The sequence below is a fragment of the Erwinia billingiae Eb661 genome (assembly GCF_000196615.1).
Classification (GTDB): domain Bacteria; phylum Pseudomonadota; class Gammaproteobacteria; order Enterobacterales; family Enterobacteriaceae; genus Erwinia; species Erwinia billingiae.
This window is the reverse complement of the sequence record NC_014306.1, coordinates 1355283-1376409: the sequence shown is the minus strand read 5'-3', so window position 1 is coordinate 1376409 and position 21127 is coordinate 1355283. Positions and strand designations below refer to the sequence as shown.

The window sequence follows — 21127 nt, the reverse complement described above, 5'->3', positions numbered from 1 at the left end:
CGTTGGCAACACGGCAGGCTGTGCTGGATTCTGTATTACAGGAACGAATAGGAGAGCGACGCGCCCACACCGTAATTTCGTCCCGGCGCCGGCTCGTAGTAACGGCCGTTGCCTTCATTCACGATAACCGAGCCAACATAGGCTTTATCGAACAGGTTATCGACGCGGCTGAACAGGTCGAGAGACCACTTATCCCAGCCAAATTTGTAGCCGGTGCTCAGGCCAACCACGGTGTAAGACGGCGCTTTAGCGTCGTTTTCATCGTCGGCCTGAATGCTGCCCATATAGCGCACGTCAGCGCCGGCGTGCCAGCCCTGTTCCGGGGCCCAGGCCAGAGAAGCGTAGCCCATATTTTTCGCCACGCCCGGCAGACGGTTGCCGGATGGCGTACAGCTGCCGCTGTCATCACAGGTCGAATTGCGGTAGGTGGCATCGAGATACGTCCACGCCATTTTCATCTGCCAGTTTTCAGCAAACTGCTGGTCGAAGGACATCTCAACGCCCTGACGGCGGGTTTTGCCGGCGTTCTTATACACTGAACGTCCGTTGCTGCTGTCTTCCACCACCAGTTCGTTATCGGTATTGGTCTGGAACACGGCGGCAGTCAACAGGCCATAGCCGATGCGGGTTTTGCTGCCCAGTTCCACGGTGTCGCTGGTTGACGGCTTCAGGCCGAGGTTCAGTCCGGTCTGGCTGCCATCCACCGAGCGGTAGGAAAGCTCATTGATGGTTGGCGTTTCAAAGCCCCGTCCGGCGGACAGATAGACGTTCCAGGCATCGGTCACCGCGTAGTTCAGCGATCCCATCGGCAGGAGTTTGTGGTAGCGCTTGCTGCCACTGTCATCGCCGTTTCCGGTGGTGACGTAATAATCGGTAGAGTCAAAGCTGACGGTGCTGTAGCGCATCCCCGCATCCAGCGTCCATTTCGAGGTCAGATCCCAGCTGGTTTGCAGGTAGGGATCGAGATTCCACATGACGTTCTTCTCGTTCCGGCGCTGCTCGCCCTTCTCACCCAGCTCGGTGGTGCCGTTATCGATCACATAGTTCTGGAAGCCCTGACGACGTTCGGTCATGGTTTCGTAATCGAGGCCGCCAATAACGCTGAACGGCACTGAGCCAATCTGATCCTGATGCTTCCAGCGGGTATCAATACCGGAGTATTTACGTTCCAGCACAATCACCCCGCCCGGATAGGCCGGATTTTTCTGTACGGCGACAGGGATGGATTGATACTGCGTGGTATGGCGCTCGCCATGCCAGGTGGTCAGCGTTAGCTGGTCGTTTTCGCTCATCTCGCGCTGGTAACGCAGGCCCACCTGGGTCTGATCCAGACTCTTACGGGTGTTATAGGTATCACCGCGCGGAGACTGGCGGGGATTGTCTTTCCATTCGGCGCGCGTCAAGCCGCCGGGATCGTTGGCATCGACCGAGACGCTGTTCAACATTAGCGTTAAGGTGCTGACATCATCAATCCGTACGCCGAGCCTGGCATTGCCGAGATTCTTTTGCGTGCCGCTGTGGTCGCGATAGCCGTTGGTGGTGAAGCGGGAGCCGGAAATGGTGTAATTCACATCGCCTGCATGGCTGCCGTCACCGGTCGATCCGCTGGCCTTAACGCTGTTGCGCCAGCTGCCGTAGCTGCCGAAGTAAGTGCCTGCTGTCAGTGTAGTTGGCTGGCTGCCGGTCTGCGTATCGATATTGACCACGCCGCCGGAGGCATTGCCGTACAGGGCCGAATAGGGGCCGCGCAGCACTTCGACTTTATCAATCGAGTTGATATCAATATTGGAGGTTTGCCCCTGCCCGTCGGGCATGGTGGCCGGAATGCCGTCAACATAGACGCGCACGCCACGAACGCCGTACATCGAGCGGCTACCAAAGCCACGGACGGACAGCTGAAGATCCTGTGCATAGTTCTGACGATTCTGGATCTGCAGGCCAGGCACGCTGCCGAGACTCTCGGACAGATTGACCTGCGCCGTGCTGTTGCGTAAATCATCACCGCTGACCACGCTGACCGCGGCCGGAGTATCCAGTTCGGATAAGCCACTGCGCTGCTTAATGACCATCAGCGAGCCTTCGGAGGGGCTGTCGGTGGAGCTCTGCGGAGCCGTTGACTGGGCATAGCTCAGCGCAGGCTGAAGTAAAAACAGCGGCGTTAAGAGAAAAGCAGACGTTTTGTTATTCACAGGATCGGTTCGTTATTTTTTTAAAGTTAGCCGTTAAAGCCTCACCGTCAGAATGGCCACGAAAAGCCGGACTTTTCGTAAACACCGTTATGCGATAAGACGCGCGCATCATGCTGCAAAAGTATACAAGACGTTTTGAAACTTGCCCGTCAATGTCCCCTACGGAATGAGGGTGATAGCGCAATCAGTCGAGTAAAACGGCTGTTCAGATGCGGAAAACAGGGGGAAAGTGTCAAAATCGGGCGGAATTGTAGCACTCAATAATTGCTTTGCGAACTGTTGTTACGCATTTTGCTGAATTGATTCAGTCGAACCCCACAAATTGATAATACACCGGGCAGTTTGCGTTAAATCAGCGCTTTTACCCCTGATCTTTACCGGGTTTCAGGCCAGGCGATATTTAACACACTCCCCGCTATACTCAGAGGAACACCCGAAAAAAAGGACGCATTATGCGCTGGCAGGAGTCAAAAAGACCGTTGTGCGCGGGTCTCAACCCGGCAATTTTTGCTGTGCCGCTGCTTACCGCGCTGGCGCTGTTAACCGGCTGTTCATCCGGCGAAAAAGGCATGGTCTGTGAAGGCCAGGCGCAAACGCTGGATGGCCGCGTGCTGGGCAATGTGCAGGGCAAAATAGTCGATCGCTTTACCTCTTTCAGCGTCACCGTGCCGGATCTCACCTTAAACAGTGGCCCATTACACTCCGCCGATCGCCAGAAATATGTGCCTGCGGCCGTCACGCCTGAAGGCTGGCTGGCGATGCGGCTTTCCGATACGCGCTTTATGGTAGTCAATGCGCCGCAGGATAAGGTGCTGACCTTTAACTGCCCTTCCCGCTCAATCTGATCTTTATCCCGTCCCGCGAGCTTGCTAGTTTGTAGGCTCTGATTCTGACCTTACTGGAAACCTCAATGACCACCAGCCAGATGATTGCCAACCGCCACACCTATTTTGGCCGTGGAAGCCTGCGCGAGCTGCTGCCGCTGCTGCAAAACGATCCGCAACCCACTTTGCTGTTCTGTGGCCGTTCATTTCTGCAAGGCGCCGCGTGGGATGCGCTGAAAGCCGAGCTGGAACCTTTGCTGCTGGGCCATGAGATTGTCAGCCATGAGGCCTCTCCCGATGAGATTGATGGCTGGGTGGGTCGCTGGCGCGGCAAGGTGCAACGCGTGGTGGCCATTGGCGGCGGCAGCGTGCTGGACGCCGCGAAAGCCTTTGCGGCGCTGAGCCAGCATCCACTGAATACCCTGCGCTATCTTGAAAAAGTCGGAGATACGCCGATTACCGGCGCAACCTTGCCGCTGATCGCCATCCCGACCACCGCCGGCACCGGCAGCGAAGTGACGCAAAACGCAGTGGTGACTGACAAGGCCGACATCAAGGTCAAAGCCTCGCTGCGTCACGCCAATTTTGTGCCTGATATTGCCATTCTCGACCCCGATTTGCTGCGCGGCGCGCCAGAGCATGTGCTGGCCTGCTGCGCGATTGACGCCTTCACCCATCTGTTTGAAGCCTACCTTTCCAGCAAAGGCAATCTGTTCAGCCGTCAGACCGCGCTGAGCGGCATGCGCGCCTTTATCAGCGCCTGGCCACATCTGAACCGCAAAGATGAACAGGGCGATCGGGCGCGTGAGCAGATGATGCTGGCGTCCTGGCAGGGCGGCTTAAGCCTGAGCATGGCCGGGCTGGGGGTGATCCACGGCATCGCCGGGGAATTAGGGGCGATTAAGGATTATCATCACGGAGAAGTGTGCGGGCGCTTACTGCTGCCTTTCCTGACGCTGCTGAACGACAGCGAAAATGAACAACAACAGGAACTGATGGCGGATCTGGCGGCCACGCTGTTCCCTGGCTTTACCCTACCGCCGGCCAGAATGCTGGTTCACTGGCTGAAAGATAATGCCATCACGCCTTTCTGGCACGATGCCCAGCCGCTGACGGCGGAAGAAGTCAGCTGGATCCTGGCGCGTTCCAACAGCAAGAATTCAATCGTGAGTTACAGCGAAGAGCAGCAACGCTTTATGCTGGAGCAGGCGTACTCCGTCGCCTGATCGCCAACGGCAGGCGGGCCTTCCCTGGCCTGCCTGTATTATCCAGCCTGATTCACGACGTTATCGGCCTCTCCGCCTGTCATTCAGACCGACCTGACCGGCCGTTAAGCGCTCATGCCATTCAGTTTTTCCAGCGCCTCCGCCGGTAAGTGCAGATCCTTCGCCGCCATATTTTCATGTAAATGCGCCACCGACGAGGTACCGGGGATCAGCAAGATATTCGGCGAACGCTGTAGCAACCACGCCAGCGCCACCTGCATCGGCGTGGCATTCAGGCTTTTCGCCACGTCGGTCAGCTCGGCAGACTGCAACGGGCTGAAGCCACCCAGCGGGAAGAACGGCACATACGCCACGCCCTGCGCGGCCAGGCTATCTACCAGCTGGTCGTCCTGACGGTTAGCCAGGTTATACAGGTTTTGCACGCAGACGATTTCGGTCATTGCCTGCGCATCGGCAACCTGTTTCGGCGTAACGTTACTGAGGCCAATATGACGGATCAGCCCCTGCTCCTTCAGTTTTATCAACGCCTGCAACGGCGCGTCCAGCGAGCCTTCCTGCGGCTGTTGAACGTTGAACATGCTGCGCAGATTCACCACATCCAGCACATCAACGCCCAGATTTTTCAGGTTGTCGTCCACCGCGCGCGCCAGCTCATCGGCACTAAACGCGGGCAGCCAACCGCCCTTCTCATCCCGGAAGCAACCGACTTTGGTGACAATGCACAGGCTTTCATGCCAGGGATGCAGCGCCTCTTTGATTAACTGATTGGTGATATGCGGGCCGTAAAAATCCGAGGTATCAATCATATTGACGCCGGCGTCGACCGCCGCACGCAGCACGTTGATGGCGGCCTGCCGATCGGCCGGTGGGCCAAACACGCCCGGACCGGCTAGCTGCATAGCGCCGTAGCCCATACGGTTAATCTGACGACCCGCGAGGGGAAAGGTAAGCAAAAGATCGGACATAACAAACCTCCAGAGTTGATAACCTGATGATTGTAGCCCTGCTGAGTCTGTGCAACTATCCAGCAGAATCACGACAGACTGTACGATAAGGCGGACAATGAAACTCGATATCTCCCTGCTTCATGCGGTGGTAGCGGTAGCCAAAGCCGGCGGCTTTCGCGAAGCGGCACGCGTTACCGGCAGCAATCCCTCGCGGCTGAGCGATGCGGTCAGACGGGCGGAACAGCAGCTGGGCATCCGGCTGTTTCACCGCACCACCCGTTCGGTCTCGCTGACCGACGCTGGCCGAGCGCTGATGGCGCGGCTGATGCCGGCCATGAACGAGATGGAGTCGGCGCTGGATGACATTAATCGCTATCGCGACACGCCTTCAGGCACCCTGCGTTTAAACGTGCCGATAAGCGTCTCAAGGCTGATCCTGCCGACGATCGTTCCGGCATTTCTGGCGCGCTACCCGGACATCCAGCTGGAGATAGTCGCCGAAAGCAACGTGCAGGATGTGTTCCGCGAGGGCTGTGATGCCGGCATACGCTACGACGAAAAGCTGGAGCAGGATGTGATTGCCGTTCCGATTGGCCCGCGCAAGCAACGGTTTGCGCTGGCCGCCTCAGCGGATTACCTCAATCAGGCCGGACGGCCAACCCATCCACATCATCTGATACAGCACCGCTGCCTGCGCGGTCGCTTCGCCAGTGGCGTGGAGCCGGAGTGGGAATTTGAGCGTGAGGGAGAAAACGTGCGGGTTAAGCCGCCCGCCGCGCTGTTGGTCAGCATTGGCGCCGGTGTCGACCTGGCGGTGGATACCGCCATCGCCGGCGGCGGCATCGTTTACCTGTTCGAAGAGTGGCTTGCGCCCTATTTTGCCCGCGGCGAACTCGAACCCATTTTGCAGCCGTGGTGGCTGACCTTCCCCGGCCCGTGGCTCTATTATCCCGACCGCCGTCTGATCCCGGCACCGCTGCGGGCATTTATTGATTTTGTTGGGGAATGTGACTGAGAGCCGGGTTTGCAGTTTCGCTTGTCTACACTTATCTCTTTTGCGACCCAAAAGGAGATCGACATGAAGATTGAATTAACCGGCAAAACGGCGATTGTTACCGGCTCAACCAAGGGGATTGGTAAAGGGATTGCGGAAGGTCTGGCGGCCGCGGGCGCAACGGTGATTGTCACCGGCCGCAGCGAAGATCAGGTGAATTCGCTGGTGAAAAAACTCGGCAACAATGCGCGCGGTCATGTGGTGGATTTGGGGACGGAAGAGGGCTGTCAGGCGTTGATCAACGCCGAGCCCACCTGCGACGTGCTGGTCAACAACGTCGGGATTTTCCCGCAGGGGGATTTCTTTGAAACCACCGACGATACCTGGCAAAAGATCTGGGACGTCAACGTGATGTCCGCCGTGCGCCTGAGCCGTGCCTATATGCCGGCGATGAAGCAGGCAGGCTGGGGACGCGTGGTGTTCCTCTCTTCTGAATCTGCGGTGAATATCCCTCCCGATATGATCCATTATGGCGTCAGCAAAACCGCGCTGTTGGCTCTCTCTCGTGGACTGGCTAAAGCGGTTGCCGGATCCGGCGTCACGGTAAATGCCGTGCTGCCCGGCCCGACGCTGTCCGATGGCTTCAAAGAGATGTTTAAGAAAGAGCTGGATCAGGGTGCCGATCTGGAAGAGCTGGGCGCGAAATTTGTCAAAGCCAACCGCCCAACCTCGGTGATCCAGCGTGCCGCCAGCGTCGAAGAAGTTAGCAATATGGTGGTGTATGTCTGTTCACCGCTGTCCTCCGCCACGTCAGGTGCCGCCTTACGTGTCGACGGCGGTGTGGTCGAAACCCCGTTCTGATCCACAATGCGCCACTGCTGTGGCGCGTGTTCGCCGTATTTACTGGCACTATTCATCCGCTTTCAGCGCCCGATTTCGCCCCTTTTGCCCCTCCTCCGTTAGCGTTGCGCTAAGCCAGTGTAAATTTACCGTTAAGATCATCATTCTTAGGAGTATTCAGGTTGTTCTTCCCTTCCCTGCCCCCCAAATTGTCTGCATCAACACGACTTTTGCTCCATACCCACAGGGAAAAAAAGATGAAAAAATCAGGAATTATTGCCCTTTCTGCGCTGCTGTTTGCTTCAACCAGCCTGAGCGCATTTGCCGAAGGCCCACAGCAGGGTCATGACGATCAGCACCAGCAGCAGCCAGTGAAACGTCCACCGCAAGGCGGCAACCAGCACGGCGGCCAGCCGCAGGGTAATCCGCACGGTGCACAGCCACAGCGTGCTTCCGAGCACCGCGAGCCGCAGCACAAACAGTCGCATCACAATGACTTCCATCAGGGTCGCCCACTGCCGCAGAAATACCGGGGTGAAGGTTACCAGGTCAACGACTGGCATCAGCGTGGCCTGAAGGCGCCACCGGCCGGTCACCGCTGGCAGAATGTTGATGGCAACTATGTCCTGATTGCCATCAGCACCGGTGTGATTGCTTCTATCATTGCCCATCAGTAAGCGCTGAGATCCCGCGCTAAGCGGGCAATAAAAAGCCCCGCCAGATCGCTCTGGCGGGGCTTTTTTATGGCTTTGACACGTCCTGAGCAAATCAGGCGGCGTCAGGCCGTGCTATCAGAACGAGCTCCAGTTATCGGTAGCCAGTTCAGGCTTAATCAGTTTTCCCGCCCTGGCCGGTGATTTCACCACGGCTGGCTGATGAACGGCGGCGACTGCGCTGCCGGCCTGCACCTTAAACGCACCCACCAGATTACTCAGGGTCAGTGCCTGTTCCTGCAACGACTGGGAAGCCGCTGACGCTTCTTCCACCAGCGCGGCGTTCTGCTGCGTCACCGAGTCCATCTGACCCACGGCCAGATGCACCTGCTCAATGCCCTGGCTCTGCTCAGAGGTTGCCGCCGCCATTTCACCGACGATATCCGCCACCTGACGGATCGAACCCTGCACTTTCTCCATATTATCGCCGACGTTCGCCACCTGTACGGCACCGCTTTCCACCAGCTGTGCCGAGGTAACGATCAGATCTTTGATCTCTTTGGCTGCCACAGATGATCGCTGTGCCAGGTTACGCACTTCGCTGGCGACCACGGCAAATCCACGACCCTGCTCACCCGCACGTGCCGCTTCTACCGCGGCGTTTAACGCCAGGATGTTGGTCTGGAAGGCAATGCCTTCGATTAACCCGGTGATGTCGGAGATTTTGCTGGAGCTGGCCTTAATGTTGTCCATGGTTTTCACCATTGAGGACACCGCATTCCCGCTCTGCTCGGCCATTTCGTTGGCGTTGCTGGCTAACAGGCTGGCCTGTTTGGCGTTTTCGGCGTTCTGCTTCACCGTGTCGTTCAGGGTACTCATGCTGGCAGAGGTCTGCTCCAGTGAGGCAGCCTGTTCTTCCGTACGGGCAGACAGATCTTCGTTACCGGCGGCAATCTGCGTTGAAGCCGAGCTGACGGACTGCGCCGAGGCGGTGACGGCGGTCATCGCGGTGGCCACGCGTGCCATCAGGGCGTTAAACGCAAAGGCGGTTTTGCCAATCTCATCATGACGGCTGTCGTCGGCCAGGCGGGTCAGATCCAGCGATTCGCTGGTCTCAACCATCACCTGCTGAATACTGTTCAGGCTGCGGCGCACGCCGAAGATGGTCTTACACGCCAGTGCGCCCATCAGCAGGATCACTACCGCAGAGAAGCTCAGTAATCCCCAGAACACGCGAGAGTAAATCGCGTTGTTTTCTTTGCGTAAGCTTTCGCCGATTTGAATGTTCAGCTCGATCTGCGCCTTAAGATCGCCGGTCAGCTTGCGCACCGCCGCACCAATTCCGCCCTCACCCTGCATCATCGGCAGGGTAACCGCATCGTTATGCGCCAGTGAAGCGGTGATAAAGGCCGGTAACACCGCTTTTATCGCCTCGATATCAGCCAGCGCAGCGACGGTCATGGCCTTATCTTCATCGCTGGAGATATCGTTCGCCATATAGTAATCGGTCTGGGTTTTTAACAGGTCAATCTGCTCGTTAATCTTTTTCTCAAATTCATTCTGCTTGCTGTTGTTCGCTTCACTCTGATGCTCGTAAAGCGCCATATTCAGCTTGCTGGCGGTGCTGATAGCCTTATCCAAATCTTTGATGCTGGGAATGGCGTTCATCTGAACGTATTCAAATCTGTTCTGGAACCCGGTGATGGCATAGAGAGAGAACCCGGCCAGCAGGCACAGGGCCACGGCGAGCAGGGAAAAAATAAAGAACAGTCTTTTTGTAATAGTCATGCTGAAACCTCAACGTGATTTCACTGGTGCCTTGTAAATAGCTGACAGACATCGCCCTCACCCTTCAGGTGAAGCAGCAGTCGGATCTAAGCTGGAATTAAGGTCAGAGAACGGCCTTACAGAGGTTATCGGTAGTTGAGCGGCGAAACTTTACCCTGAAGGAAGGATATAAAACGCGGGGATGTAGCAGGCTGAAAAGTAAGGGGAAAAGTAACACGGCTGGCGCAGTGGCCAGCCGTCAGAAGGACTAGTGGAAGGCGTTATTTAACAGGATCGAGGTAATCACCCCGGTTGCCGCCGCAATCAACACATAGTTGCCGTCGATGTAGGCCCAGTTCTCACCCCGCGGCGGTTCACGTAGGCCACGTTCGTGCCAGTCATTGACGCGGTAATCATCGTAACGATAGTGCGGTGGCAGGCGGTCGCCACGACGGAAGTCGTGTCCCTGCCACGCAAAGCGGTCGCGGGATTCGTAATGACGATCCGGGCCACGATTGTCGTGACCGCGATCGTGATTATCATGTCCGCGATCGTTATGACCGCGATCGTCATGTCCGCGATCCGGACCACGACCTGGGCCGCCACCGTGGCCGTCAGGGCCGCCGTGTCCATCATGGCCGCCCTGCTGATGCCATGGCTGTCCCGGAGGGCCCTCAGCCTGAGAAACCGTGGAGAACAGGGTGCTTGCCGTAAAGACGGTCATTAACAGTGCCAGAGTCGTTTTTTTCATTTTTGTATCCTCGATTTTCACCCGGCTTTCGTGCCGCCGTTGAGTGGTACTATCGGCTAAGCGCAGGCGGTTGAATATCTCCAAATGTCTTAAAACCCATGGACTTACGCTACTTTACCCCTTCTTATCACTTCCTTAACACTATGAACGAATTAAGGACCTTCCAGACGCGAATGATTTGTGTTAAGAGGGCCAAATGGCATAAAAAAAGAGAGGCCGAAGCCTCTCTCTGTATGTGGTGCCCGAAAATCCCTTACTTCTTCAGCGATTCTCTGACTTTCGCCACCTGGTCAGCGGTAACCGCCGACGCTTTGTTGCTCCAGCCCTGGCGGATAAAGGTCGCTAACTGCGCCACTTGATCATCGCTAAGACGGTTGGCAAAGCCTGGCATCGCCAGCGTGGATGGCGCTTTCGCCGTTGAAGGCTGCTGCGCACCGGCCAGAATGGTATGAATCAACCCACCCGGATCGCCGGCATTAACGATGGTCGCCTGGTCCAGCTGCGGGAACACGCCCGGTGCGCCTTTACCGGTGACAAAGTGACAGGCGCCACAGTTGTCCAGATACAGACGCTCGCCCGCAGAGAGGTTTTTCGCCGCCGTCAGCTTCGCTTCCGTTGGGCTGATGGTGGTTTCCTGCGCGGCAGGTGCCGCCGGGTTGCCGCCAATAAACTTCAGGTAAGCGGCAATCGCTTTCAGGTCGGCATCGCTCATATACGAGGTGCTGTGCTCAACCACCGAGGTCATCTCGCCGCCCACCGCCGCCTTGTCGTTACGGCCGGTTGCCAGATAGTCGACGGTTTCCTGCTCGGTCCAGTGTGGCAGACCACGCAGGGAAGGCACTTCCCATCCGTTGAGGTTGCCACCGGCGAGGAACTGGTCGTCACCGCTATCCAGCGCTTTCTCGTTCATCCCCAGACCGCGCGGCGTGTGGCAGCTGCCACAGTGACCGAGGCTTTCCACCAGATAGGCACCGCGATTTACTTCCGCCGTGGCCCCACCGATAGGCTGGAATGGCTTGTCGGACACAAACGCCCAGTTCCAGAAGCGCATTCCCCAGCGCTGGCTGAACGGGAAACTCAGATCCGTTTCCGGCGGCACGTCGGCACTTGGCTTCACGCCCTGCATAAAGTAAGTGTAAAGCGCGTGCATATCCCGATCGTTGATCTTGGCGTAGTCCGGATAAGGCATTGCCGGATACAGGCGCTTGCCGTCTGGCAGCACACCCTTACGCACCGCATCAGAGAACTGCTGCTCGGAATAGTTGCCAATGCCGTGATCTTTATCCGGCGTGATATTGGTCGAATAAATCGTGCCGAGGTTCGACTCAATCGCCAGGCCGCCGGAGAACGCCGGTTTGCCCGGAATCGAGTGACAGGCACTGCAGTCGCCCAGACGGGAGATGTATTCCCCCTGCTTTACCAGCGCCGCATCGTCTGCCTGCGCCAGCTGACAAAATCCTGCGCCCAGCAGCAGCGTGTTGGCCAGAACCAAACTTTTTAATGTCATCTTCATATCGCTTACGCCTGTACCAGTGGGCCGGGATTTTTCAGATAGTGATCCTTGATCGCCTGAGCCGCCATCAGCGTGATTGCGCCAATGGTATCGGTCGGGTTCGCCTGGAAGTTCTGCGGGAACGCATTACCGCCTGGCACAAAGACGTTATGAACATCCCAGCTCTGCAGGTACTTATTCAGCGCAGAGGTCTTCGGATTATCGCCCATCACCGCGCCGCCGACGTTGTGGGTCGAGACGTATTTGGTCAGGTCAAAGTGCGCATCCATCGGCAGGAAGCTTTCGCTGTAGCTGTCCGGGTTAAGCTCTTTGGTGATATTGCCGACGATCTGCTTCAGGTGCTGCTGCAGCTTAAGCTCGTTCAGTTTCCAGTCGAAGGTCATACGCAGCAGCGGATAGCCGTACTCGTCTTTGTAGTTCGGATCCAGATCGAGATAGATATCGCGGTAGGACTGGCAGGTGGTGGTGATGCTGATCTTCATCGAATGGCCGTACCACTCTTCCATCCCCTCTTTCCAGCCGGTTCCCCATGCCGGTGTGCCTTTCGGCAAGGCGGTGCTGATTGGCGTACCGGTCGCCTGCGAGCTGTGAATTTTCGCGCCGCCGATAAAGCCCAGTGAAGGACCATCGAAGTTGCCCGGCGACAGATCGTTAAACATCTGGCCGGTGGCGCCTGCGGTGGCGAACGGGTTGAAGTTTTTGTCTTTGAAGAACAGCGTCGAGCCGCCGTTGCTCAGGAAGGCATAGTTACGACCGATCACCCCTTCTTCGGTGATTGGGTTGTAAGGCTTTCCAATGCCGGACAGCAGCATCAGGCGCACGTTGCAGAACTGGAAGCTGCTCAGCACCACGATTTTCGCTGGCTGGAAGCACTCGTTGCCCTGTGCATCGATGTAGATCACGCCCTTGGCGGTTTTCTTATCATCATGCAGCACCACTTTCATCACGTTGGCATGCACTTCGTAGGAGAAGTTATCCATACGCTTCAACGCATCCATCACCGCGGTCTGTGGCGAGGCTTTGGAGTAGTTGAGGCACGGATATTTACTGCAGTAACCGCAGTAGTTGCACGGCGCGATCTGGTTGCCGTACGGGTTAGTCCAGGCACGCGAGACGCAAGCAGATGGGTTCGGGAACGGGTGATACCCCATTTTTTTGGTCACTTCAGCAAACATGCTGCTGTTCAGCGTATCTTCCAGTGCGGGCAGTGGATACGGCTCTGAACGTGGCCCTTCGAACGGATCGCCACCTTCCATAATCTGGCCGCGCAGGTTACCGGTTTTACCGGACTGGCCGCAGATATGTTCAAACTTGGTGTAATACGGCTCGATTTCATCCCAGGTGAACGGGAAGTCCATGATGCGCATATCTTCCTGCAGAATGCCGGGCTTGTAGGCTTCGTCTGCATAGGTTTTCAGCTTGAGATCGGTTGGCGTTGGACGGATCAATACCGCCGTCCAGTGCAGACCCGATCCGCCGACGCCGGTACCGGGTGCGAACGCACCCCATTTACGGGTTGGCAGCGCAGTTTCGCTCATGTTGTAGCGCACGGTCACCGCGGCTTCCGCCGGCGTGGCCATCACTTTGTTACGGACTGCGTAAGCGTACTCATCCGCCGGTTTTGGATATTTGAACTCTTCGTAGCCGCGATCGCCACCACGTTCCAGCGCACGAACTTTCAGCCCGGCCATCGCCAGCTCAATACTCATCAGTGAGCCAGCCCAACCCAGGCCGACGACTACGACGTCGACTTCTTCTTTATTTACAGTTGCCATCTTAAATCCTGTCACTCATCAGAAAACGGAGTCAGCGCGATTAGCGCAATCAGCGTTATTAGCGCACTCAGGCCTGCATGCCTAACAGGCTGACCGGGCCCAGCGGATACGGCACGTTGTGCTGCTTCACCCATTCGGTAAAGCTGGCACGCGCGCCAGGGAAGCCGATGGCGATCCACGCCTTCATCCCTTTGTTTCCGCCATAGATAGGATCGGCCAGGTAACCGTGCTTGGTATCGGCCAGCAGCTCGCTAAAGAACTGCGATCCTTTCAGTGCCTCTTCGCCCAGATCGGCGAAGCTGATGGTGTTCTTCTGAACCTGGGTCAGCACGGCGTCTTTGTCCGCATCAGACAGTTCATGGAAGGATTTTTGATGGGTCGTCTGGCACCAGCCCTCAATCAGCTTGATACCGGTTTTGTAAATCTGCTGAGGACGGAACGGGATTTGATACCCCATAGTGGCAGGCGCGTGGGTGTTGAACGGCCCCTGCATATAGATTTCAGATCCCATATCGCCGTGCATTTGCTGATCGATAAAGATCGGCACGTTGGTTTCCAGTGCGCCTGGTGCTTTGCCTTTGCCGCCAGCCGGGATCAGGCGGTCGCAGGCAGCCATGATGAATTGCCATTCATCGGCGCTAAAAAAGATCGGTTTATAATCGACCAGCTCGGGTGCGGCCATTTCCGCAGCCTGGGCGGCAGTAATACCTTTCAGGACCATATCGCCTAGCGGTAATGCCAACAGCGATCCTATTAAAAACTTACGACGGGTAGTTTCTTTTTGAAGGAGCATAACATCACGACTCTCACATGCTAATAAAATGTAATTTGAGTTAATAAGTATGGTTATCGACAGTGCTGAACGTAATGTTATGGATAGGAGGGTTACAAAATGTAAAATTTGAATTCAGTTTATTTATAGTTAAATGTTTATCACGTTGTTAAATTTAAGCATGAAAATGATAAAGGCCTGTTATGGTTAAAAAAACCGCATAACCCCTGTTTTTATGCTGATTAGGGCCAGTTATCCCTTGTGATTATCCGGGAATAATTCAAAAGCGTGACTATACCCCCATTAAATAAATGGAAAAAATTCGTCTGACGCCTTTTTTATTATTTAACGCGAGGGGATCATGACATTAACAAATATAAAACAATTGAGCACTGAATTCCCGCTTATTCAGACATTCAGCGGCAACGGGAATAAGCGGAAATCAGTGACGATCGAGACGTGAATGCAGGGAATAGACATTATTGTGCGGCTCATCAGGCGAATGGTCGTCTGGCGGCGCAAAGCGGGCGTTATAGCGCTGACGAAATGCCAGCATTTCCTGCGCGTCGGGTTCCAGCTCGCGCAGGAATGACATCGCCAGCCTGACGTGTTCATTGCTGAGTTCAGTCGGAAGATAGGCTTTACGCAGCACGCCGCGCCAGAACATCAGGCTTTCGTCGGACTCGTCGACGATAAACACCTGGTAGATCAGCAGCACGCTGGCCCCGTTGGCGATATGGGCTTCATTATCCCGCGCCAGATACTGCACAAACTCTTCGCCCGCCACGCGACCCATCGTATTGATCAATGACTCCACGTACACCGGCTCCAGATTCAACCGCTTAGTCAGCGCTTTACTGGCCCGCCGGGTCTGGGAATTCAGCACACGAAAACCAATTATAAAAACCACAACCAGGGTCACGAGCATCAGCCAAATCATTAACTATCCTGTTCCAGACACGGGCCGTTCAAGGACGGCGATTCTGCGGGGCGTCAGAGTAACAGCAGCCTGTCAGCCTTTGCAACAAAGAGAAAAGGCTGCCCGCAGGCAGCCTCTGAATTAACGCTTCTTCATGCAGCACAGTGGACATAAGCGGCTGCTACCATAACGTTTGTTTGCTGTAAGTAATGCATCTGCTGAGGTATAAAACGTGCCCAAAAACTCTCTTTGTCGTTTCAGAATGCTTAGCTTAAGGCAGCCTGAGCGGTGGACAACTTTGAGAGCATCCTGGCGCGCTTTCTGCTCCAGATAATAGTAATCGCCCATTGTTATCTCTTTGTCATAAATTACCCGACAAACAGACAGTACACCCGGTCGACTGTTAAAAATGTCTTTATATTCGCCTTTCCGGCAAATTCAGAAAGCTCCCCAGGATAAGCCTCAGGCTAGCCCCGCAGCGTGGACGGCGTGCAGCCATACACGCTTTTAAAGCGGTTGCTGAAATGGCTGGAGGAGTTAAAGCCGCAGGCCAGCGCGATCTCCGTCAGCGGAAGCGGACTTCCGCGCACCAGCTGTTCCGCTTTTGCCATCCGCCGCTGCATCACGTACTGATGCGGGGCCAGCTGAGTGGACTGCTTAAACATCCGCGCAAAGTGAAACTCGCTGAGTCCCGCCTGCACCGCCAGTTCGGCCAGCGTTAACGGGCTGGCAAGATGCTCTTCGATAAACGCCATAATGTTGCGTAACACCGCCGGGGCCAGCCCGCCCCGCACCGCGGGCAACTTCCACAGCACCTCGCTGTAGTGCTGCAACAGATGGGTCATCAACAGGGTTGAGGCGCTGCTGAGCATCAGATGGTTGGCATTCTGCTGCCAGTCGCTGCTCAGCAAAAAATGGCGATACAGCTGGGTAATGCGCACATCTTCACTGAACACCTTTTCATCCAGCGAAATGCTTGCCGGGCTTTTATCCCAGATTTGCTCGGCCAGATGGCGCAGATGACGATCGGTGCAGTAGAGATGCACGAAGGAGAATTCGGCACGGATATCCCAGACCGATTCGCTGTTTTCGGGCATCAGGCAAAAACGGTCCGGACCGCCGCCGTTCTGCCAGCCGGAACGGGTTTTATGCCAGGTGTTCACTCCACCCTCAACGTACAGGCTCAGCGTGTGGTGATCGCTACGCTGCCGGACGCAGTCAAAGTCATTACGCCATGCCGCCAGTTGAATACCCGAGCCAAGCTGCACGCTGCCCTGCAGGCGCGCGCGATGCTGACGCAGATTTTCAAAAGCCTGATAGGGCTGGGGCATAACGATACCTGAAGGTGGAAGCAAAGCCGTATTTTAAGGAGCTGCCGGAGCAGATTCCAGCGCTTATCCCCGCAAGCCGAAAATAACCGCAAGAATATGCAAGTCTGCGCAGGCTGCTGAAAGCGACACGGCATGGCAACTGACACACTGGCGGCAATTAAACGCGGTTTTGAGGTGTCAGGATGAACGGAATTTTATACGCATTGGTGGTGGTGATTTGGGGGACGACATGGATAGCCATTGTGATGCAGCAAGGCGTGGTGTCGGTTACCGTCTCCATTTTCTGGCGCTTTCTGGTGGCGGCGCTGGCGATGGTCATCGTGCTGGGCCTGGCGGGCCGGCTGCGCAAAATCAGCCTGAAGGATCACCTTTACTGCCTGTTACAGGGCTGCTGCGTATTCGGCTTTAACTTTGTCTGCTTCTACCATGCGGCGTCTTATATCAGCAGCGGGTTGGAGTCGGTGATTTTCTCAATGGCGGTGCTGTATAACGCGGTAAACAGCATGCTGTTCTTCCGCCAGCGTCCGCATCCCAATCTGTTACCGGCCGCCGCGCTGGGCATCATCGGCATTATCGCCCTGTTCTGGCACGACCTGATGGCCACGCAGATGGCGCCGTCTTTGCTGATCGGCATCGGCCTGAGCGCGCTGGGGACCTTCGGCTTCTCGCTGGGCAATATGATCAGCACCCGCCACCAGCGTCGCGGGCTGGAAATCCTCTCGACCAACACCTATGCGATGTTTTACGGTGCGCTGGTAATGGCCGCCATCAGCCTGTTTAACGGCGATCGCTTTATGCCGGAGCTGTCGGTGCGCTATCTGGGATCGCTGCTGTATCTGGCGATTTTCGGTTCGGTGATCGCCTTCGGCGCTTACTTCACGCTGGTTGGCCGCATTGGTGCCAGCCAGGCCGCCTACAGCACCCTGCTGTTCCCGCTGGTGGCGCTGACCCTGTCCACGCTGTACGAAGGCTACGTCTGGCATGCGAACGCGGTGATTGGCCTGGTCTTGATCCTGCTGGGGAATCTGGTGATGTTTGCTAAACCCGGTTTCTTCCGCGTTGGTCGCACTACGCCACTGCCGAAGTCTTCCTGAGAGAAAAAGCTCAAGGTGCCTCCTGAGCACCGGGCGTGAAATGCTAGACTGTAAGGCATTCGCTGTCGCGATGCGTCGCGACAGTCTGCCCATAACGCCAGAGGAGGCACCATGAGCAAGCCACTGCAGATAGACTTCGTTTCCGATATTTCCTGTCCCTGGTGCATTATCGGCCTTCAGGGGCTGGAGCAAGCGCTGGCTGAACTCGGCCCCGACGTTCAGGCTAACATCACCTTCCAGCCCTTTGAGTTAAACCCGTCAATGGCGGCTGAAGGTCAGGATCTGGTTGAGCACATCGCCGAGAAATACGGTTCGTCGCCGGAAGAGTCTGCTGAGAATCGTCAGCGCATCCGCGAACGTGCTGAGGCGGTGGGCTTTGAGATGAATAACGCCGGGCCGGGACTGCGCATCTATAACACCTTCGATGCGCACCGCTTGTTGCACTGGGCGGAAGGCTTTGGCCTGCAGCAGCCGCTGAAGCACGCGCTGTTTACCGCCTACTTTACCGATGGCGAAAACCCGTCGAGTCACGTGGTGCTGGTTAACGTCGCCGAAGACGTTGGGCTGGATCCGGTTGAAGCGGCCGAGGTGCTGGCGACCAACCGCTATGCTGACGAGGTTCGCGCGCTGGAGCGTGAATGGGTGGATGCCGGTATTCAGTCCGTGCCGTCCATCGTGTTCGATCGCCAGTATCTGCTCTCCGGTGGACAGCCGCCGGAAGCCTTTAAATCGGCCATTGAGAACATTTTGCAACAGCGGGAAACAGCGGCAAGCTAAGGACGGAACATGACCTTTTTTATCTTTCTTTTTGCCTGCTGTGCAGCAGGCAGTACCGGGATGCTGTTTAAACCTGGCGAGTGGTATAAGTCGTTAAAAAAACCGGGCTTTACCCCGCCAAACTGGGCGTTTCCGGTGGCCTGGTCGATTATTTATCTGCTGCTTGCCTGGGCAGGCTACCGTCTGACCATGCTGCCAGGCAGCGAGACGCTGCTGGCATTGTGGGCGGCACAGATAGCGCTGAACACGCTGTGGACGCCGGTGTTCTTCGGCTCGCACCGCATTCTTGCCGGGATGATAATCCTGACCCTGCTGTGGCTGGTGGTTGCGGCGATGGTGGTGATGGCCCTTCAGCTGGAAGCGCTGACTGGCCTGATCCTGCTGCCTTATCTGGCGTGGCTGTCGATCGCCGCCGCCCTCAACTTCTCAATCCTGTGCAATAACCGCAGATAATGCGCGATGGCTCCTCGCATTAGCGGGGAGCTTCTTCCAGCACCTTGTGGATCACCGCCGACAGCTGGTTGATCTCAAACTTCGCCACGTAGCCATTCGCACCGACCTTACGCACATGATCTTCGTTGGCGCTGCCGGACAGCGACGAGTGGATCACCACCGGAATATCCCGCAGGTTAATGTCGGTTTTGATATTGCGCGTCAGGGTGAAGCCATCCATTTCCGGCATTTCCAGATCGGTCAGCACCATCGAGATCTTATCGCGGATCGGGATCCCTTCTTCCTTCGCCTGCTGCTGGATACTTCTGATGCGGTTCCAGGCTTCCAGACCGGTGTTGTGCATCTCTGCCGGAATGCCCATCGCCTTCAGGCCCTGTTCCAGCATCTGACGGGCAACCTTCGAATCTTCTGCCACGATTGCCACCGAACCTGGACGGATATCAAACTCTTTCAGCTTGATGTCGCCTTCCTTCACTTCACGCACCGACGGGATCACGTCATGCAGGATCTGCTCGACATCCAGCACTAACGCCATGGTGGTGTTGTTGTCTTTGTCGGTATTCAGACAGGCGATGCTGGTGATATTACGGCTGCTGACGCCGGCTTCCGCAGCGTGGACCTGGCTCCAGTCCAGACGCACGATATCCTCAACCGATTCGACGGCAAAGGCCTGGGTGCTGCGGGCATATTCCGTCACCAGGATCAGGTTAAGGCCGGTGGTTGGCGTGCAGCCGACGACCGCCGGCAGGTCGATCACCGGAATAAACTGACCGCGAATGTTGGCCATCCCCAGCAGCGGTGACTTCATGCCTGCCGCTTTGGTGATGGTGGTCATCGGGACGATTTCACGCAGCTTAAAGACGTTGATGCCGAACAGTTCAGACTTTTCTTCGTTGAGATCCGAGCCTAAACGAAACACCAGCAGTTCAAATTTATTGGATAAGGCGAGGTTGGCGCGCTCATCGATCTCTTTCTGAAAGTTATCCATTTTAATCCTCTAGTTTTCGTCGCTGCTCTCAACGAGGCGCATACGGGAAGTGTTACCCCTGCACGCCATTGCGCGCTGAAATCACTCTGAGAGGGTTATCGGCAGAAGAAGAAAAAAATACAGGGGACTTCTGTCCCCTGTTGCTGATTTTATTCGCAGGCTGACTATTGTTTCGCCGCGGCAACCAGCGAATCGCGGGTGATCTCAGCGATGCAACGGGCGCCGGTGAGGGTCATCGCCACGCGCATTTCTTTCTCAAACAGGTTGAGCAGGTTGGTCACGCCCGCCTCGCCGTCGGTGGCCAGCGCATAGAGGAACGCGCGGCCAATCAATGCGGTGTCCGCCCCCAACGCCAGCATGCGCAGCACGTCCAGCCCGCTGCGCACGCCGCCATCGGCCAGAATGGTCAGATCGCCTTTGACCGCATCGGCAATCGCCGGTAACGCCCGCGCCGACGAGAGCACGCCATCCAGCTGGCGACCGCCGTGATTGGAAACGACAATGCCATCGGCACCAAAGCGCACCGCATCGCGCGCATCGTCAGGATCCAGAATGCCTTTGATGATCATCGGCCCCTTCCAGAAGTCACGTATCCACTCCAGATCGCTCCACGAGATCGACGGATCGAAGTTATTCGCCAGCCAGCCGATGTAATCCTGCAGATTGGTCGGCTCGCCGCGATAGGCCGAGATATTGCCCAGATCGTGCGGGCGTCCATGCAAACCCACATCCCAGGCCCACTGCGGATGGGTCACCGACTGCAGATAGCGGCGCATCGCGGCATTGGGACCGCTCATCCCGGAGTGCGCATCACGGTAACGCGCGCCCGGCACCGGCATATCCACGGTAAACACCAGCGTGGTACAGCCCGCGGCCTGAGCACGCTCCAGCGCATTGCGCATAAATCCCCGGTCGCGCAGCACGTACAGCTGGAACCACATCGGCCGGTTCATCACCGGCGCGACTTCTTCTATCGGACACACGGAGACCGTCGACAGGGTAAACGGGATGCCCTTTTTATCCGCCGCGCGCGCGGCCTGCACTTCCCCGCGCCGGGCGTACATGCCACACAGGCCGACAGGCGCTAACGCCACCGGCATCGACAGCGTTTCGTTAAACAGTGTTGTTGTCAGGTCCAGCGAGGACATGTTGCGCAGAATGCGCTGACGCAGCGCGATATCGGCCAGGTCTTCACAGTTGCGTTGCAGCGTGTGTTCGTCGTAGGCCCCACCATCCGCATAGTGAAACAGAAACGGCGGGATCTTGGCCTTTGCCGCGGCGCGGTAGTCTTTCGAGGAGGAGATAATCACAGGT

Annotated in this window: 19 protein-coding genes; 8 read left to right on the top strand and 11 right to left on the bottom strand. The window is 56.6% G+C overall.

The genetic code is table 11. The annotated features are described in order from the left end of the window. Positions 1–35 precede the first annotated feature (35 nt). The gene (gene pqqU / locus EBC_RS07735) at positions 36–2189 is read right to left on the bottom strand and encodes a TonB-dependent receptor PqqU (RefSeq protein WP_013201236.1); all 2154 of its coding nucleotides are present in this window, start codon (positions 2187–2189) and stop codon (positions 36–38) included. A gap of 452 nt (positions 2190–2641) precedes the next feature. Between pqqU and EBC_RS07730 the strand changes: the two genes are divergently transcribed. Then, positions 2642–3034 carry a hypothetical protein gene (locus tag EBC_RS07730; RefSeq protein WP_013201235.1) on the top strand — a complete coding sequence of 131 codons (393 nt, stop codon included), beginning with the start codon at positions 2642–2644 and terminating at the stop codon, positions 3032–3034. A gap of 65 nt (positions 3035–3099) precedes the next feature. Beyond that, positions 3100–4239: an iron-containing alcohol dehydrogenase gene (locus tag EBC_RS07725; protein ID WP_013201234.1), complete on the top strand. Its 1140-nt coding sequence runs from the start codon at positions 3100–3102 to the stop codon at positions 4237–4239. A gap of 104 nt (positions 4240–4343) precedes the next feature. Here EBC_RS07725 and EBC_RS07720 read toward each other — a convergent pair whose 3' ends face one another. Beyond that, complete coding sequence (locus EBC_RS07720) at positions 4344–5204, bottom strand: aldo/keto reductase family oxidoreductase (RefSeq protein ID WP_013201233.1); 861 nt, start codon at positions 5202–5204, stop codon at positions 4344–4346. Positions 5205–5301: 97 nt separating this feature from the next. Here EBC_RS07720 and EBC_RS07715 point away from each other — a divergent pair, with 97 nt between their 5' ends. From EBC_RS07715 to EBC_RS07705, 3 genes are all read left to right on the top strand, one after another. Continuing rightward, positions 5302–6201, top strand: a complete 900-nt coding sequence (locus tag EBC_RS07715) for a LysR family transcriptional regulator (RefSeq protein ID WP_013201232.1) — start codon at positions 5302–5304, stop codon at positions 6199–6201. A 63-nt stretch (positions 6202–6264) separates the two neighbouring features. Further along, positions 6265–7041 (top strand): SDR family NAD(P)-dependent oxidoreductase, encoded by a 777-nt coding sequence (locus EBC_RS07710; protein ID WP_013201231.1) that lies wholly within the window; start codon positions 6265–6267, stop codon positions 7039–7041. Positions 7042–7277: 236 nt separating this feature from the next. After that, complete coding sequence (locus tag EBC_RS07705; protein WP_013201230.1) at positions 7278–7697, top strand: RcnB family protein; 420 nt, start codon at positions 7278–7280, stop codon at positions 7695–7697. 114 nt (positions 7698–7811) lie between these two features. Here the strand turns inward: EBC_RS07705 and EBC_RS07700 are convergent, their stop codons facing one another. The 7 genes from EBC_RS07700 to EBC_RS07670 form a co-directional block, all read right to left on the bottom strand. Next, entirely contained in the window at positions 7812–9461 is a 1650-nt protein-coding gene (locus tag EBC_RS07700; protein WP_013201229.1) for a methyl-accepting chemotaxis protein, read from the bottom strand. Positions 9462–9708: 247 nt separating this feature from the next. After that, positions 9709–10191 carry an RcnB family protein gene (locus tag EBC_RS07695; RefSeq protein WP_013201228.1) on the bottom strand — a complete coding sequence of 161 codons (483 nt, stop codon included), beginning with the start codon at positions 10189–10191 and terminating at the stop codon, positions 9709–9711. Between the two features lie 253 nt (positions 10192–10444). Next, positions 10445–11698 (bottom strand): c-type cytochrome, encoded by a 1254-nt coding sequence (locus tag EBC_RS07690; RefSeq protein WP_081461052.1) that lies wholly within the window; start codon positions 11696–11698, stop codon positions 10445–10447. An 11-nt stretch (positions 11699–11709) separates the two neighbouring features. Continuing rightward, complete coding sequence (locus tag EBC_RS07685; RefSeq protein WP_013201226.1) at positions 11710–13479, bottom strand: GMC family oxidoreductase; 1770 nt, start codon at positions 13477–13479, stop codon at positions 11710–11712. A 67-nt stretch (positions 13480–13546) separates the two neighbouring features. Then, the gene (locus EBC_RS07680; protein ID WP_013201225.1) at positions 13547–14272 is read right to left on the bottom strand and encodes a gluconate 2-dehydrogenase subunit 3 family protein; all 726 of its coding nucleotides are present in this window, start codon (positions 14270–14272) and stop codon (positions 13547–13549) included. A gap of 421 nt (positions 14273–14693) precedes the next feature. Next, complete coding sequence (locus EBC_RS07675; RefSeq protein ID WP_013201224.1) at positions 14694–15191, bottom strand: DUF1198 family protein; 498 nt, start codon at positions 15189–15191, stop codon at positions 14694–14696. Positions 15192–15637: 446 nt separating this feature from the next. Next, complete coding sequence (locus EBC_RS07670; RefSeq protein ID WP_013201223.1) at positions 15638–16501, bottom strand: helix-turn-helix domain-containing protein; 864 nt, start codon at positions 16499–16501, stop codon at positions 15638–15640. A gap of 182 nt (positions 16502–16683) precedes the next feature. Here EBC_RS07670 and EBC_RS07665 point away from each other — a divergent pair, with 182 nt between their 5' ends. From EBC_RS07665 to tspO, 3 genes are all read left to right on the top strand, one after another. Further along, entirely contained in the window at positions 16684–17595 is a 912-nt protein-coding gene (locus EBC_RS07665) for a DMT family transporter (protein ID WP_013201222.1), read from the top strand. Positions 17596–17706: 111 nt separating this feature from the next. Continuing rightward, positions 17707–18372, top strand: a complete 666-nt coding sequence (locus tag EBC_RS07660; protein WP_013201221.1) for a DsbA family oxidoreductase — start codon at positions 17707–17709, stop codon at positions 18370–18372. Between the two features lie 9 nt (positions 18373–18381). Then, entirely contained in the window at positions 18382–18825 is a 444-nt protein-coding gene (tspO, locus tag EBC_RS07655) for a tryptophan-rich sensory protein TspO (RefSeq protein WP_013201220.1), read from the top strand. Positions 18826–18844: 19 nt separating this feature from the next. On the opposite strand, the gene EBC_RS07650 is transcribed toward tspO, so the two are convergent. Both EBC_RS07650 and lldD read right to left on the bottom strand, forming a co-directional pair. After that, entirely contained in the window at positions 18845–19813 is a 969-nt protein-coding gene (locus EBC_RS07650) for a chemotaxis protein (RefSeq protein ID WP_013201219.1), read from the bottom strand. A 164-nt stretch (positions 19814–19977) separates the two neighbouring features. Next, positions 19978–21123, bottom strand: coding sequence for an FMN-dependent L-lactate dehydrogenase LldD (gene lldD / locus EBC_RS07645; RefSeq protein ID WP_013201218.1), 1146 nt, complete (start codon positions 21121–21123; stop codon positions 19978–19980). Positions 21124–21127: the final 4 nt, after the last annotated feature.

Excerpts from the sequence above, each read along its gene's own strand:
- EBC_RS07710 (WP_013201231.1), top strand. The coding sequence starts at position 6,265 with ATGAAGATTGAATTAACCGGCAAAACGGCGATTGTTACCGGCTCAACC.
- EBC_RS07730 (WP_013201235.1), top strand. The coding sequence starts at position 2,642 with ATGCGCTGGCAGGAGTCAAAAAGACCGTTGTGCGCGGGTCTCAACCCG.
- EBC_RS07665 (WP_013201222.1), top strand. The coding sequence starts at position 16,684 with ATGAACGGAATTTTATACGCATTGGTGGTGGTGATTTGGGGGACGACA.
- EBC_RS07705 (WP_013201230.1), top strand. The coding sequence starts at position 7,278 with ATGAAAAAATCAGGAATTATTGCCCTTTCTGCGCTGCTGTTTGCTTCA.
- EBC_RS07680 (WP_013201225.1), bottom strand. The coding sequence starts at position 14,272 with ATGCTCCTTCAAAAAGAAACTACCCGTCGTAAGTTTTTAATAGGATCG.
- EBC_RS07660 (WP_013201221.1), top strand. The coding sequence starts at position 17,707 with ATGAGCAAGCCACTGCAGATAGACTTCGTTTCCGATATTTCCTGTCCC.
- EBC_RS07720 (WP_013201233.1), bottom strand. The coding sequence starts at position 5,204 with ATGTCCGATCTTTTGCTTACCTTTCCCCTCGCGGGTCGTCAGATTAAC.
- EBC_RS07690 (WP_081461052.1), bottom strand. The coding sequence starts at position 11,698 with ATGACATTAAAAAGTTTGGTTCTGGCCAACACGCTGCTGCTGGGCGCA.
- EBC_RS07725 (WP_013201234.1), top strand. The coding sequence starts at position 3,100 with ATGACCACCAGCCAGATGATTGCCAACCGCCACACCTATTTTGGCCGT.
- EBC_RS07715 (WP_013201232.1), top strand. The coding sequence starts at position 5,302 with ATGAAACTCGATATCTCCCTGCTTCATGCGGTGGTAGCGGTAGCCAAA.
- EBC_RS07685 (WP_013201226.1), bottom strand. The coding sequence starts at position 13,479 with ATGGCAACTGTAAATAAAGAAGAAGTCGACGTCGTAGTCGTCGGCCTG.
- EBC_RS07675 (WP_013201224.1), bottom strand. The coding sequence starts at position 15,191 with ATGATTTGGCTGATGCTCGTGACCCTGGTTGTGGTTTTTATAATTGGT.
- tspO (WP_013201220.1), top strand. The coding sequence starts at position 18,382 with ATGACCTTTTTTATCTTTCTTTTTGCCTGCTGTGCAGCAGGCAGTACC.
- EBC_RS07670 (WP_013201223.1), bottom strand. The coding sequence starts at position 16,501 with ATGCCCCAGCCCTATCAGGCTTTTGAAAATCTGCGTCAGCATCGCGCG.
- EBC_RS07695 (WP_013201228.1), bottom strand. The coding sequence starts at position 10,191 with ATGAAAAAAACGACTCTGGCACTGTTAATGACCGTCTTTACGGCAAGC.
- EBC_RS07650 (WP_013201219.1), bottom strand. The coding sequence starts at position 19,813 with ATGGATAACTTTCAGAAAGAGATCGATGAGCGCGCCAACCTCGCCTTA.
- EBC_RS07700 (WP_013201229.1), bottom strand. The coding sequence starts at position 9,461 with ATGACTATTACAAAAAGACTGTTCTTTATTTTTTCCCTGCTCGCCGTG.